Source organism: Glutamicibacter nicotianae (assembly GCF_006539525.1).
GTDB classification, from domain to species: domain Bacteria; phylum Actinomycetota; class Actinomycetes; order Actinomycetales; family Micrococcaceae; genus Glutamicibacter; species Glutamicibacter nicotianae.
The window spans coordinates 315,206-328,776 of sequence record NZ_BJNE01000001.1; the positions used below are offsets into that span (position 1 = coordinate 315,206).

The 13,571-nt window shown below is 59.5% G+C and carries 13 protein-coding genes; 5 read left to right on the top strand and 8 right to left on the bottom strand.

The genetic code is table 11. From position 1 onward, the window contains the following. Positions 1-46 precede the first annotated feature (46 nt). The 5 genes from ANI01nite_RS01420 to ANI01nite_RS01440 all read right to left on the bottom strand — a co-directional run bounded on the left by ANI01nite_RS01420 (position 47) and on the right by ANI01nite_RS01440 (position 6,528). Complete coding sequence (locus tag ANI01nite_RS01420; protein WP_141355427.1) at positions 47-1,912, bottom strand: DUF262 domain-containing protein; 1,866 nt, start codon at positions 1,910-1,912, stop codon at positions 47-49. Continuing rightward, positions 1,909-3,882 (bottom strand): type I restriction-modification system subunit M, encoded by a 1,974-nt coding sequence (locus ANI01nite_RS01425; protein WP_141355429.1) that lies wholly within the window; start codon positions 3,880-3,882, stop codon positions 1,909-1,911. The genes ANI01nite_RS01420 and ANI01nite_RS01425 overlap by 4 nt, the downstream gene beginning before the upstream one ends. A gap of 112 nt (positions 3,883-3,994) precedes the next feature. Further along, positions 3,995-4,912, bottom strand: coding sequence for a TrmH family RNA methyltransferase (locus tag ANI01nite_RS01430; protein WP_141355431.1), 918 nt, complete (start codon positions 4,910-4,912; stop codon positions 3,995-3,997). A 4-nt stretch (positions 4,913-4,916) separates the two neighbouring features. Next, positions 4,917-5,714: a sulfite exporter TauE/SafE family protein gene (locus ANI01nite_RS01435; RefSeq protein WP_141355433.1), complete on the bottom strand. Its 798-nt coding sequence runs from the start codon at positions 5,712-5,714 to the stop codon at positions 4,917-4,919. A gap of 28 nt (positions 5,715-5,742) precedes the next feature. Beyond that, positions 5,743-6,528 carry an ABC transporter ATP-binding protein gene (locus tag ANI01nite_RS01440; protein ID WP_141355435.1) on the bottom strand — a complete coding sequence of 262 codons (786 nt, stop codon included), beginning with the start codon at positions 6,526-6,528 and terminating at the stop codon, positions 5,743-5,745. 189 nt (positions 6,529-6,717) lie between these two features. On the opposite strand from ANI01nite_RS01440, the gene serB reads away from it, so the two are divergent. Next, positions 6,718-7,638: a phosphoserine phosphatase SerB gene (serB, locus tag ANI01nite_RS01445; protein ID WP_141355437.1), complete on the top strand. Its 921-nt coding sequence runs from the start codon at positions 6,718-6,720 to the stop codon at positions 7,636-7,638. Positions 7,639-7,907: 269 nt separating this feature from the next. Further along, the gene (locus ANI01nite_RS01450; RefSeq protein ID WP_255314333.1) at positions 7,908-9,548 is read left to right on the top strand and encodes a VanW family protein; all 1,641 of its coding nucleotides are present in this window, start codon (positions 7,908-7,910) and stop codon (positions 9,546-9,548) included. A 146-nt stretch (positions 9,549-9,694) separates the two neighbouring features. On the opposite strand, the gene ANI01nite_RS01455 is transcribed toward ANI01nite_RS01450, so the two are convergent. Next, entirely contained in the window at positions 9,695-10,444 is a 750-nt protein-coding gene (locus ANI01nite_RS01455) for an SDR family oxidoreductase (RefSeq protein ID WP_038991001.1), read from the bottom strand. Positions 10,445-10,478: 34 nt separating this feature from the next. Continuing rightward, positions 10,479-11,201, bottom strand: coding sequence for a beta-ketoacyl-ACP reductase (locus tag ANI01nite_RS01460; RefSeq protein ID WP_038991000.1), 723 nt, complete (start codon positions 11,199-11,201; stop codon positions 10,479-10,481). Between the two features lie 215 nt (positions 11,202-11,416). Between ANI01nite_RS01460 and ANI01nite_RS01465 the strand changes: the two genes are divergently transcribed. Genes ANI01nite_RS01465 through ANI01nite_RS01475 form a run of 3 tightly spaced genes read left to right on the top strand, consistent with a single transcriptional unit; the run spans position 11,417 to position 12,987 of the window. Beyond that, a complete protein-coding gene (locus ANI01nite_RS01465; protein WP_157801634.1) occupies positions 11,417-11,833 on the top strand; it encodes a DUF3099 domain-containing protein in 417 nt (138 codons plus the stop codon). Next, positions 11,833-12,078, top strand: a complete 246-nt coding sequence (locus ANI01nite_RS01470; protein WP_038990998.1) for a hypothetical protein — start codon at positions 11,833-11,835, stop codon at positions 12,076-12,078. The genes ANI01nite_RS01465 and ANI01nite_RS01470 overlap by 1 nt, the downstream gene beginning before the upstream one ends. Continuing rightward, positions 12,079-12,987: an SURF1 family cytochrome oxidase biogenesis protein gene (locus tag ANI01nite_RS01475; RefSeq protein ID WP_141355441.1), complete on the top strand. Its 909-nt coding sequence runs from the start codon at positions 12,079-12,081 to the stop codon at positions 12,985-12,987. It begins immediately after the preceding gene. Positions 12,988-13,062: 75 nt separating this feature from the next. Here ANI01nite_RS01475 and ANI01nite_RS01480 read toward each other — a convergent pair whose 3' ends face one another. Beyond that, positions 13,063-13,509: a hypothetical protein gene (locus ANI01nite_RS01480; RefSeq protein ID WP_141355443.1), complete on the bottom strand. Its 447-nt coding sequence runs from the start codon at positions 13,507-13,509 to the stop codon at positions 13,063-13,065. Positions 13,510-13,571: the final 62 nt, after the last annotated feature.

A 13,571-nucleotide genomic window follows, 5' to 3' on the forward strand; every position in this document is an offset into this window, starting at 1 on the left:
CTCGAAGTCGACGAATATTCCGCATGCCTCGGGAGGTCTCTAAACATCACGCGCCCTCCTCGATCCCAGTATTCCCGTAAAGATCCGCTGGTTCCCAGACTTGGCTTGCGATGGCTCGATATAACTCTCCACGTTCGGTGATCGACTTTGCGGTGAAGGCTTCGTACGGACGGAAATGGAGTCCGCTGTCGGCCACAAAGCGCAGGAAGCCAGGATTCTTCTCGTACGCCTGCGGATCAAGCGATGCAGCAAGGAGATTCTGGGAGTAGTAGCGCGGGCGCTTCTGCTCGTAGGTGTCGTCGTTGTAGCTGCCGTTGTGCTGCTTAGGAAGAAGCAGCAGGTCACCGATACGGTTGCGGTGGCGCGCGAAGTCGGACTCCTGTGGGAACTCGTCCGTGTGTCGGCTCGGGTGGTTTGCCCAGATGTGTTCGACCTCGTACCGCACGCCGTTACCTCCGGTCAGCTCGACGTAGTTCGATGCGAAACCTGAGCATGTCGTGACGTGGTCGGTGATGCGTGCGAGGACCCGATGCAGTTGCGCTCTGTTCTGCTGGTGCACGACTAGGTCGTCGTTCGTATCGAACTTCTCCGCCTCGTTCAATAGGTAGCGGTGGAGCTCCCGGGCGAGTTCTCCCACGCTGAGCCCACGAACACGGAACATGAGCGTCGTCATCGCATATTGCATCGTGGAGTAGTCAGTCGAACGCGAGTTCCAGATGCGCCAAGCGAGCAGGATGTCGATGAACCTGCCGACGATTTCCAGCTTCGTGTCGACGGTTACGACGTCGTCCTCGATGCACAGTGGTGCGAGCAGCATCTGATCTTGCAAGGTGAAGCGGTGATCTGCGTTGAATCGGATGAATCGTAGCGGGCTCGCGGCGTCAAACGATAACTTGGCCCGTGAGATGCGCTCGTACTGGCGCGCGTAGAAATCCAGGTTGCGGGTCACGAAGTCGCTGAACGCGTCGGACGACTCCAGCCCGACCCGCTTGGCATCGTTACGTAGCCAGCGGTGGAACTCAGTGCCGATCCGATCCCAGTCCTGTGGTGTGGCATCCTTCTTGCGCTCACGGATTCTGGTCGAGTACTGGCTGCGCAACCACGTCTTTAGGAAGTCGGAGCTAAGTCCCTCGCCGAGGTCTTCGAGCCGGCGCATCCATGACCGCCAGAGATCGTTAGCCGCCGCGCGCGGTTTCCCGTCGTCAATATTCGCCAGCAGGTATCCCTTTAGCATGTCAGCCGGAGTGAGCTTGAGTCCGCGATCGTTCATTGTCTCGAAGATCGCGTACGCGTCATCATCGTTATAAGCGGTGATCTGTACGATCTGGACACGGTCTTTCAGCCAGTCGATGAAGTAGGGCAATACCTCGCTCTTGAGCTCGTCCGGGAAAAGCCCTTCGATCTCGCTGTACCGCGATACGAGCGTGCTCACCGACTCAACGGACTCGGGCAGCGCTTCAAACTCGCCAGTTTCGAAGAGACCGTGCATGCAGTCATTGCGATCGGGGACGTCAAGGTTGAACGACTTCTCGCCGTACGACTCGGAGTAGATTAGCTCGTCGATCTTCACTTCTGGGGTTCCGAGCTCCGCCTGCAGGCGTCGCAGGTATGTAAGGAGCAAGGTGAGCGTTGTGAGGCGCTGTTGTCCATCGACGATGAACGGCTGATTACCTTTCTGGGAGATGATGATCGATCCAAGATAGTAACCTGGGTAGCCGCCCACGTCCGTGCGCTTGTGGTCAGAGCTGTAGAGCTGCAGGAACTTCCCAGTAAGGTCAGTGATAAGCTCGGCGAGCTGCTTCGATTCCCACTTGTACTCGCGCTGGTAGTAGTCGATCGAGTACTTCTTGTCCTTCAGTACCTCCGAAATCGTCTTAGCGTATCCGTCGATGCTGTTCGCGCGTTCGCTCATGCGAGGTCTCCTGCAATCTCGGCGATCAGGTTGTCGGTTTCCGCCTCAAGGGCACGAATGTCTGCCTGGATCTCAGCCAGAGAACGCATAGGGACAGGCTTGTAGAAATGACGAGTGAAGGAAATCTCGTAGCCGATCTTCGTCTTCGAATTGTCGATCCAAGCATCCGGCGCGTACGGCTCGACCTCGCGGCGGAAGAAAGCTTCTACACCGTCATCGTATTCACCAACCGGTTCGGTCAGCGGCACTTGCTCGGTGTCACGCAGTTCCGTGTCGGGTTCGTACTCAACGACTCGGGTGCGACCGTCGATGATCGCTTCGTACCGGCCATGTAGTGGATCAGGCTTCGCCGAATATGGGAGGGCCTTCCGGATGACCGGCGGCGCAGTCTCGTCGCGCACGCCGTCTTCCTTCAACTGTTTGATCTCTTTTGCGGTGTACACACGGTTTGCATCGGTCCCGGCAAGCCTGAGCGGACGCTCGACGGTGATCTTACGGTAACCGAAGTCGACGCCATCGAAGACTTTCGAGTGATCGGTGTCCGCGTAGTCGTCGAACGCCGCGAAGGCGTCAAGCACCTTGTCGGCGTCCGCTGCGCTGACTTCAACGCCCTTCTCGCCGAGGTTCTTACGTAAGGGTGTCGCCCAATCGGTTGCGTCGATGAGCTGCACTTTGCCCCTGCGACGATCCTCCTTACGATTCGAAAGAACCCACACATAGGTTGCGATGCCCGTGTTGTAGAACATCTTCAACGGCAGCGCGACGATGGCCTCGAGCCAGTCATTCTCGATGATCCAACGGCGAATATTACTCTCCCCCTGTCCCGCATCACCGGTGAACAACGAAGACCCGTTGTGCACGGACGCGATGCGGGACCCACGAGCCGTATCATGCTTCATCTTCGAGATGAGGTTCGCCAGGAACATCAGTTGTCCGTCGCTGCTGCGAGTGACGAGCGAGTATTCTGGGTCTCCGCCGTGGGTAACGACAAATCGCGGGTCGATGATCTTTTTTGCTCCGCCGAGGCGGTCCTGGTCCGTTTTCCAGCTCTTGCCGTACGGCGGGTTCGAGAGCATGAAATCGAATTCTTGCCCCGAAAACGCGTCGTTCGAGAGGGTTGAGTATTCGGGACCCCCGACGATGTTGTCGGCTTCGGCACCTTCACCCTTCAAGATCAGATCAGCCTTCGCAATCGCATAAGTCTCGGCGTTGATCTCCTGCCCGTAGAGGTGCGTGGAGATCTTCTTGCCTGACGGCTCGGTTAGTTGCTTCAGAGTCTCTTCGGCGACAGTCAGCATGCCGCCGGTGCCCATGGCCCCGTCGTACAGCCGGTACGTGCCCGAAGGAATCTGATCAGCGATCGGCTCGAACATCAACCGCGTCATCAAGCGCACGGCGTCACGAGGAGTCCAGTGTTCGCCTGCCTCCTCGTTGTTGTCCTCGTTGAATTTCCGCACCAACTCCTCAAAGACGGTGCCCATCCCGTGGTTGTCAATACCGCGCGGAGACAAGTCAAGGTCGGGACTGAGAAACTTCTCGATCAGAGACCCAAGGGCATCGGCCTTGGTCAGGCGCGGGAGCTGGTGGCGAAGCTCGAAGTTATCGATGATCTCCTGTACGTTCGGAGAGAAGCCATCGAGGTAGGCCTCGAAGTTCTGTCGCAATCGTGTTGCATTCGAGATGCTGCGAAGATCCTTGAGGGTGAAGCCGGAGTAATTATAGAAATCCTGCTTCGCCGCCTGCCGAAGCGGACCATCCTGATTGGCGATACCCGCATCATCAAGCATCGCCTTCATCGCCTTGACAGCGTCACGCGTGGGCTCCAAAACGCTGTCTAGGCGTCGAAGTACCGTGAACGGCAGGATCACGTCACGGTACTTGCCTCGCACGTAAAGGTCGCGAAGCACGTCATCGGCGATACTCCAGATCAGTGACACGATCCGAGCATGATCCAAAGGGCTGTTCGACAAGGGACTTCCTTCTTGTTTGCGAGAAAGCGATCGGTGAGATTGATCCACTATTACATATCAAAATACTTTTCAGACAATTAATCAGCGCCCGGTATACGATCATGTGTCGGGATCACCGCGTCGCATACAATGCCACGGCAGCAGAGGTAGCCACGTTCAGCGAGTCGACTCCGCCCATCATCGGAATCGTGACACAGCGATTAACCATTGCTTCTGTTTCGGAGCTCAATCCGCGACCTTCGTTGCCGAATACCAACGCAAGTTTTTGATGATCCTCGGCAACCAGTTCGTCTAGCGTGATCGAACCTTCCGCGAGGGTCATGCCAGCGACGATGTATCCCGCATCTTGGAGCTGTTCAATACCTTCAGGCCAAGCCTCTACTCTGACCCAAGGAACTTGGAAGACCGTGCCCATAGATACGCGAACAGCCCGCCGATACAGCGGATCCACACACTGCGGCGTAATCAACACTGCATCGACTCCGATGGCCGCTGCACTACGGAACGCCGCACCGAGATTAGTATGATCTTGAATGTTCTCGAACACGGCGATGCGTGAGCGTTTAGACTCAATCTCAAGCTCAGACTCGCCGGATTTTTTGGAACACCTGACGTTCGTATGGTCTGCGATGTCTTCCAAGATGGCAATCCGGGAACTGGCCTCAAGCACTTCGTCCAGATCCAGCGGTTCGGGACGATTCATCGCGGCCATGGCGCCGCGGTGCAGATGGAAGCCGACCAAGTCCTGAAGCTGCCGGTCGTCCCCGATGAATATCGGCGCGTCCGGGAAGCGGTTGAATTCCTCGGCCAGCTGATCCAGATGCTTTTCAGCGAGCAGGAAGCTGCGTGGCACATGGCCTGCACTGATCGCACGCTGGACAACTTTGGTGCTCTCGGCGATGTAGAGGCCATTTTCCACATCGGTGCGCATGCGCAGATGCGCCTCCGAGAGCCTGAGGTACTCATCGAGACGGGGATCCTCCAGATCCGCCACCTGCAAGATGCGTGCAGGATTAAGAATTTCTGCCACGAAGCTACGCCAGCTTGTAGAGCATGTTGCCCATGGCAATCAGCCCCAGAATGACGATGACGGCGCGCAGCCATCCCGGCGAGAGCTTGCGTCCCACCTTGGCGCCGATGAAACCGCCGATCAGCGAGCCGACAGCAATCAGCAGCACGATGAGCCAGTGGATGCGCTCGGGCGCGATGATCAGGTACATCGCGGCCGCCACAAGGTTCACGATCAAGGAAAGTATTACCTTGATGGCGTTGGACTGCTGCAGCGAAGCGTGCAGGAAAACACCGAATACGGCCATCAGCAGTACGCCCTGCGCGGCCGTGAAATAGCCGCCGTACACGCCGATGATGAACACCAGGATGTACAGCACCAGTGGAATCGGCGCACGGTCGGCATCGTCCGGATCGGTGCCGCCGGACGCAGCCTGGCGGGTCTTGGCCCACTTGGAAAGGCGCGGCTGGAAGATCACCAATACCAGCGCGCAAACCAGCAGCACCGGCGCTACGACGCCGAACACCGACTCCGGCAAATTCAATAGCAGCAGTGAACCGATCAACCCGCCGGCCAAGGAGACTGGCACGAGCTTGAGCAGCGTCTTCTTGACGCTGGCGGCTTCCCGCCGGTAGCCCCAGGCGCCGGAGAACCCTCCAGCAACCAGACCCATGGCGTTGGAGACCACGGCATTCACCGGTGCCGTGCCCAACGCCACGAGAATGGGGAAAGTGACCAAGGTGCCCGACCCGACGACGGTGTTGATAGTTCCGGCCCAGAGTCCTCCAAGGAAGATCAGGGCTTCACGCCAAAATTCGATCACGTGGAGTTTTCCCCTTTAGTTATTGTTGTTAGCTGCGTGCGAAAGCCGAATAGCGTCCACCTTCACGGCGCAGGCTCAGCGGCAGGCCGTAGGTTGCTTCCAGGTTTTCTTCGTTGAGCGTGGAGTCGATCTCGCCGGCGGCGACGACTTCGCCGTCACGCATCATCAAGATGTGGGTGAATCCCGCTGGCACCTCTTCAAGGTGGTGAGTCACCAGAACCAGTGCTGGAGCATCGTCGTCGGCTGCCAGTTCAGCCAGCTTGCCAACCAGGTCTTCGCGACCGGCAAGGTCCAGGCCAGCTGCCGGCTCATCGAGAATCAGCAGCTCGGGATCGGTCATCAAGGCACGGGCGATCAGCACGCGCTTGCGTTCGCCTTCGGAAAGCTTGCCGAAAGGCTGGTTCATGAAGGTCGACATGCCCCAGTTGTGCAGCAGGTGGAAAGCACGGCGCTCATCGAGCTTCTCGTACTTCTCGCGCCAGCGGCCGGTCATGCCGTAGGCGGCAGTGAGCACCACATTCAGCGCGGTCTCGTTGGCTGGAATGGAGTTGGCAACCAGGGCCGAGCTCAGGCCGATCAGCGGACGCAGATCGAAGACCGAAACCTTGCCCAAGCGTTCACCAAGAATATCCGCGGTACCGCGGGTGGGATGCAACCGAGTAGCTGCGATGTTCATCAAGGTCGACTTGCCGGCGCCATTGGGGCCGATCACGATCCACCGCTGTCCTTCTTTGACTTCCCAGGACACGTCCTTGAGCAGTTCTTTTCGCCCGCGTACAACGCTGACATCTTTGAAAGTTAGCACTTCGCTCATGGTATTCAAGATTAGACTTTCCACCCCTGTTTCACTAATCGGAAATGCCGTGCAAGTCCCAAAAATCGCCGGATTGACCTGCATCGCCTCCTGTTGCAATGCCAGTTCGCGCCCATCGGACCGGTGCCTGCACCCGGGGCCAGCACGTCATGTTTGGTCGTAATCACCGGGGCAATGAAAAATGGTTGCATGGCTTCATCATTGGTTTTCGCATCCCGCCCATCCCTTTCCCGCATCGACTTCGCCGCTGTCCTGCAGCGGGCAACGGGAGCCGGACTGATTCCGGATGCCGACGAAAGCCGGATCAAAACCAAGGAAGCGCGATTGGTTGCCAAATTCCGCATCGAGCAGGCCGATCACGCTCAGCTGCAGCAGGCTGCCAAGCAATTCGTCGATGCCCTGGTCGCCGACGGGGTACTGGATTACGCGGACTTGTGCGTAGCTGTGGTGCCTGCCGAGCTTACCGAGGCACCACAGCTCCTGCTGCTGATGGATGTCGATTCCACCTTGATCAAGCAGGAAGTCATCGAATTGCTCGCCGCCCACGCTGGACGGGAAGAAGAAGTGGCTGCGGTGACCGAGGCCGCGATGCGCGGCGAATTGGACTTCGCCCAATCGTTGATCCAGCGCGTAGCTACATTGAAGGATCTGCCAGTTGATGTCCTCGCCGAGGTAGGCCAGCGCATTATCTTCTCCGACGGCGCCGAATCCCTGGTCAAGCGGTTCCATGCGGCCGGGCACAAGGTCGGTGTAGTTTCCGGCGGGTTCCAGCAGATTCTGGATCCGCTGGCCGCCCACCTCGGACTGGACCATGCGCTGGCCAACACCTTGGGGATCACCGGAGGAATTCTTGACGGTACCGTTCACGGCCAGATTGTCGACCGTGAAATGAAGGAAACAATGCTGCGCGCTTGGGCGCAGGAGCACCAGATCCCGATGGCTGCAACGATCGCCGCCGGAGATGGCGCCAACGACCTCGCCATGGTTGCCGCCGCAGGGTTGGGGGTTGCTTTCAACGCGAAGCCTGCCCTGCGCGACGAAGCGGACGTGCGTCTGGACTTCTCGCGCTTGGATGCCATCGCCGACCTGGTTCTCGATGATTTGGCTTAGTGGAATCCAACAACTGCATAACGATTATGCGCTCACGGGCTTTTGATATCTGGATCGGTTGTTCCAGCAGTTAGTATTTCTATTGATGCGTGAAACGGCTTGAGGCATTAGCCCTGGCCGCGCGCCGAGCCCCCATCGCTTTCGAAAGAGCTACTAGACCAGTGCAGACCCCCTCCCCGGACAGTTCCTCATCTACGCCTACTCACTCTCAGCAAGACAAGAAAAAGCAGAAGGGCAAGGCAAAGCCTTGGATCATTGCCGGTTCTTGCGTGGCAGCCGTAGCCGCAGCATATTTCGGCGGAGCAGCCTTTGTCAGCTCCCAGGTCCCGGCCAACGCCTCCATTGCGGGTGTGAACATCGGATCCATGAACAAGGACCAGGCTCGCGCCGAGCTGGAACGCGAGGTTCTCCCCCTTGCTCAGGAGCCAGTGGATGTCACTGTCAACGGTGAAAAGTACACACTGGATCCCGCCAAAGCCGGTCTGGAACTGAACGTTGAAGACACCGTCAATGAACTGACATCCTACGAAGTCAACCCGGTCAAACTCTACGAACGCCTCACCGGCGAGTTCCACGTCACCCCTGCAGTAGACGTTGACGAGGACAAGCTGGCCGCGCAGCTCGATGCACTGGCCAAGAAGGCCAACGCCGAGGTAGCCGAAGGAACCATCGAATTCGAGGACGGCACCTCCAAGCTGACCAAGCCCGTTGACGGCGTCGTGCTGAAGACCGAGGAAGCCGCCGACTTGATCAGCGACGACTGGGAAATTGCCGGCCCTGCGATCGCCCTGCCAGCCGATGTCATCAAGCCGCAGATTTCTGCCGACACCCTGCAGGCCTTCTACGACAAGGACGTCAAGGCGCTGCTGAAGGACGAAGTCACCCTGGCCTCGGGCAAGAAGAAAGCAACCATCTCGGTCGCATCCATTGCCGCGGCAGCCAGCTACGCGCCCAAGGACGGTGCTCCGGCGATCGCCTTGGACGACAAGAAGCTCTACAAGGCGGCAACGAAGAACTCCGATCTTTCCAGCACCGCCAAGGATGCGCAGATCGTCTTGAAGGACGGCAAGCCTTCGATCATCAAGTCCTCCAAGGGCATCTCGCTGGAGACCAAGGGCCTCGGTGCCAAGGTCTTGGCCGCGACGGCCGCCAAGAATCGTACTGCCGAAGTCGAGATGACCGAGAAGGAAGCGGACTTCACCACCGCAGATGCGAAGAAGCTTGGCATCAAGGAACCGATCGTCACCTTCTCCACCCCGTACCCTGCCTCAGACACCGTGCGCACCAAGAACCTGCGTGCCGGTTCGGCTCGCGTCAACGGGGACATCATTAAGCCGGGCGAACGCTTCTCGCTGCTCGAAGCCCTGGGCCCGATCACCGTGGCCAACGGCTACTACAGCTCCGGGGTTGTGGAAAACGGCTTCAGTACCGAAGCCGTTGGCGGCGGGCTCTCGCAGATCTCCACCCAGATGTACAACGTCGGTTTCCTGGCCGGCTACGACGACATCACCCACAAGCCGCATTCGCGCTGGTTCGAACGCTACCCTGCAGGACGCGAAGCTACCCTGTGGGAAGGCCAGATCGACATGATCTGGGAGAACAACACCCCCTACGGCGTGATGATCCAGGCATGGGTTTCGGGCGACAAGGTCAATACCCGCCTGTGGTCCACCAAGTACTGGGATGTCTCGCAGAAGAGCTCTGGGAAGTACAACCTGACCAACCCGGAAACCAAGTACAATCCGGCCGAGAAGTGCGTCTCGGAATCCGGCGGCAAGAAGGGCTTCAGCATCGATATCACCCGTTACCGGGAGACCATCGACGGCTCCAAGAAGCTGCCGGCCGAAACCAAGAGCTGGACCTACAGCCCATGGCATAAGATCGTCTGCGGCGAAAAGCCGAAGGACTAGATCTGCCCTAATCGCCGGGCGCCTCCTTTACGGAAGGTGCCCGGCGATTTTTCATGCCGGCTGTTGCGGCCACGGCACGAAAAAGCTGGCGGCCGGAACCCTGAAACAGGGTCCCGGCCGCCAGCTGCTGCAGGTTGCTGCGGGGCCTACTTGCCCGACTGCGTCAGGAAGTCGCCCGCGCCGCCAACCAGCTCGGTGTGGCCGGTCTCGACGTCGGCGAAGACCATCTTGGCTACCTCGGCACCGAACTCCTCAACGGAGTACAGCTTGCCGGCAGCTTCGCGGCGGGCGTCGATGGCACCTGGCTCCATGCGGTTGAGCAGGGTTGCGGTGATCGTGCCTTCGATCATGTCGCCGGAAACCACCACGAAGGTGATGTTCTTCTCGGCGAGCTCCGGGATCATTTCACGCAATGCATCTTCGCCGGCACGCTTCGACTTCGCTACGGCGTCGTAGGCGTCCATGGTGCTGACTTCGTTGATGAAGTGCGCCTGGTGGCTGGTCACGAAGACCACGCGGCCGCCCTCGCTGAGCTTGGGCAGCGCAGCCTGGAGCATCGCGACCTGCGCGTCGCGGTTCAGGCGCAGCGCGTAGTTCTCGCCCATGGAGGTTTCCATGCCGCCCGAAGCGTTCAGCACGACGACGTCCAGCGAACCGAAATTCTCCACGGCGGCGTCGACCAGAGCCTGCGGACCCTCGGCCGAGGTCAGGTCTGCGCCGACGGCCACTGCCTTGCCGCCCTTTTCCTCAATGGCGGCGACGATCTTGTTGGCGCGTGGGGCCTTGGCGCGGTAGTTGACCACGACGCCAATGCCCTGCTCGGCCAGCAGCTGAGCGGTGACTGCACCGATGCCGCGGGAGGAACCGGTAACAACGGCACCCTTGAATTCACTCATGGTGATACTCCTTTAGATCTCTTGCTTAAAACTTCTAGTGGCCCATGCCCAGGCCGCCGTCAACCGGGATTACGGCACCGGAGATGTACGCTGCTTCATCGCTGGCGATCCAGCGGACGACGTTGGCAACTTCCTCTGGTTCAGCAAAGCGGTTGGCCGGAATGCTTTCGAGGTATCCCTTCTGGGTTTCCTCTGGCAAGACGGCGGTCATCTCGGTGTTGATGAAACCCGGAGCCACGACGTTGGCGGTGATTCCGCGCGAACCCAGTTCGCGGGTCAGCGAGCGGGCGATGCCGACCAGACCGGACTTCGAGGCCGCGTAGTTGATCTGGCCTGGCGAACCGTAGAGGCCCACGACCGAGGAAATCAGCACGACGCGGCCGCGCTTGAGCCGGATCATGCCCTTGGATGCGCGCTTGATAACGCGGAAGGCGCCGGTGAGGTTGGTGTCGATGACCGAGGTGAAGTCGTCTTCGCTCATGCGCAGCAGCAAGGTGTCCTTGGTGACTCCTGCATTGGCGACAAGAACTTCCACTGGACCGTGCGCAGCTTCAACTTCCTTGAAGGCTGCGTCGATGGACTCGCTGTCGGTGACATCTGCCTTGACACCCAGCAGTCCGGCGGGAACCTCGCCGCTGCGGTAGGTGATGGCCACCTTGTCGCCGTTGGCTTCGAATGCGCGTGCAATAGCAAGTCCGATTCCGCGGTTGCCGCCGGTCACGAGGACGCTGCGGCCAGTGGTTGGTTCCGTAGTCAATGTATTTCTCCGTTCATGCGCTTGCGTTCCTGGCATGGAAAACCCTCCATGGGCCAGTCGAAAGCGCACTTTGCCTAGTTAAGTAGCTACTCCGTGAACAATCCTATTAGTTACTCACCAGTTTTACCGCTTCGACAGCGCGTAGAAATTACCCTCTGGGTGATACAAGTGAGACAATGGGAGCAGATCCCGTATTGCAAAGCGAAGTCTTTTACATGTCCTCACAGCCAATGAACCACGGTTCCGGCCAACCCGAAGTTCACCGCATTACCGAAGCGCGCCAGTCGCATACCGCCGAGCGCGATACCCGTGTGCGCAAATACACGATTTCAATGACCGTGCGCCTGGTCTGCTTCGTCCTCGCCTTCTTTTTCGACGGCTGGCTTCGCTGGGTCCTGCTGGTTGGCGCGGTGGTCCTGCCCTACATCGCTGTGGTGATCGCCAATGGAGGTGCGGATCTGACCAAGCGTGAACCGCCAGCCGAGTTCTACAGGGCGCCCGATGCCCATCAACTCGACGCGCCGAAGGACACCGCACAGCAGCAGGAGCGGGAACCAGAGGTGATTGACGGCAACTTTGCCGATGACGAGGAACCAGTGCAACACCCGACAACTTCCCCCAAGGAGGACTAGTGGATCTGCTAGGTTCGCTAGGCGGCCTCCCCGCTGCCGCCGAAATCCAGTGCTCGCGAAAGGGCTGCCGGCAAGGCGCCGACTACCAGCTGCTGTGGAACAATCCGAAAATCCATACCCCGGACCGGCGCAAAATCTGGCTGGCCTGCGAAGAACATCGCGACTGGCTCGAAAATTACCTCAAGGAACGGCTGCTCTACAAGGAAACGCTGCCAATGCAGGGCAACGAAGGAGAAGGCAAGTAGATGTATCGTTTTCTGGCGAGCACCCGCTGGGTCGGGTGGCTGATACTGGTCGCCATCTTCGCCTCCGCGTGCATTGCCTTGGGCAATTGGCAGAATGACCGCCGCGACGCCGTCCTGGAAGGCATCGAACGGGTCAACCGCAACTACTTCGCTGAGCCGGCGACCGGCAAGCAGGCTCTGGAGAACTTCCACAATCTCGACGAAGACAAGACCTGGATGACCGCCGAGCTGACCGGCGAATACGTCGCCGAGGACACCATGATCGTGCGCAACCGGATCAAGGCAGGCCGGCCCGGCTACGAGGTACTGGTGCCGTTCAAGACCAGCGAGGGCGAAACTGTCATCGTCGACCGCGGCTACCTGCCGATCGGCAACGAGGAAAGCGGCCACCCGGATTCGGTTCCGGCACCGCCAGAGGGCAAGGTAACCGTGGATGTGCGCTTGAAGCCATCGGAAATCCGCTTGGACCGCGGCGCCCCGGACGGCCAGTTGGCCTCCATCCAGCTCGAAGACTATGCCAAGCAGCTGGATTATGAGATCGCACAGGGCGCCTACGGCCTGATGTATGGAGAGGACCCGGCCCCGGCCGAGGCGCCTCAGCAGCTCGATCCACCGGACATGGACGAAGGCCCTCACCTCTCCTACGAGATCCAGTGGTACATCTTCGGCGTGCTGGCCTTCGTCGGCTTCTGGTATGCGGCCCGGCAGCAGAAGAAGCTGAACGCCGAGGAAGCCGCAGAGCGGGCCGAAGCCGAGGCATTGGGTTTGGAAGAGCCGATGCACAAGGTGCGCAAGATCCGGGCGAAGCAGGAGAAGAAGTTCCGCCGCGACGGCACGCTGACCGACGAGGCCATCGAGGATGCAATGCTCGATGAGGCGGAGAATACGCCAGGGGGCACCGCGAAGTAGCAGTGCGCAGCAAACGCAGACCGCGCGGCACGTGGGCATAGTCCTGGTGCCGCGCGGTTTCGCGTTCCATGGCGTTTAGCTTGGCGTGGCCGGCGGGCTCCAGCGGATCCCGCCGTCGCTGCAGTTGGGGGCCTGCTGTTCCGCCCGGTCGTAGCAGGAGGCATCAATCAGGACGCGGTCCCCCACCGGCTCGCCAAGCTCAAGCGTGTACGGCACCGTCTCGTTGCTCTGGCAGTCCTGCGCCTCGCCTTCCAGCGGTTCAACTGCAATGCCGATAGCGATCTGGCCATCGGCAAACTCCACATGTGTGGCGGTGACGTCCCCGGTCTTGCCTGAAGCGCAGGCAAGGCCCATCACGCCGAGTTCCAGGCTGGTGCTCGACGCATTCACTCCAGCCGGGTCGATCAGCGCCCATTGGGCGTTGACTTCGTCGGGCACCTGGACTGCGCAACCGGCCAGCGTACTGGCAAGCAGCGCTGCGGCGCCTGCGAGCACCGGCAATCTGCGTCTTAAAACACTCATGGCTTGGCACATCCCCTTCACGGTGGTGATCTGCCAAGCCTACGAGAGTTCTTTGGTGTTGG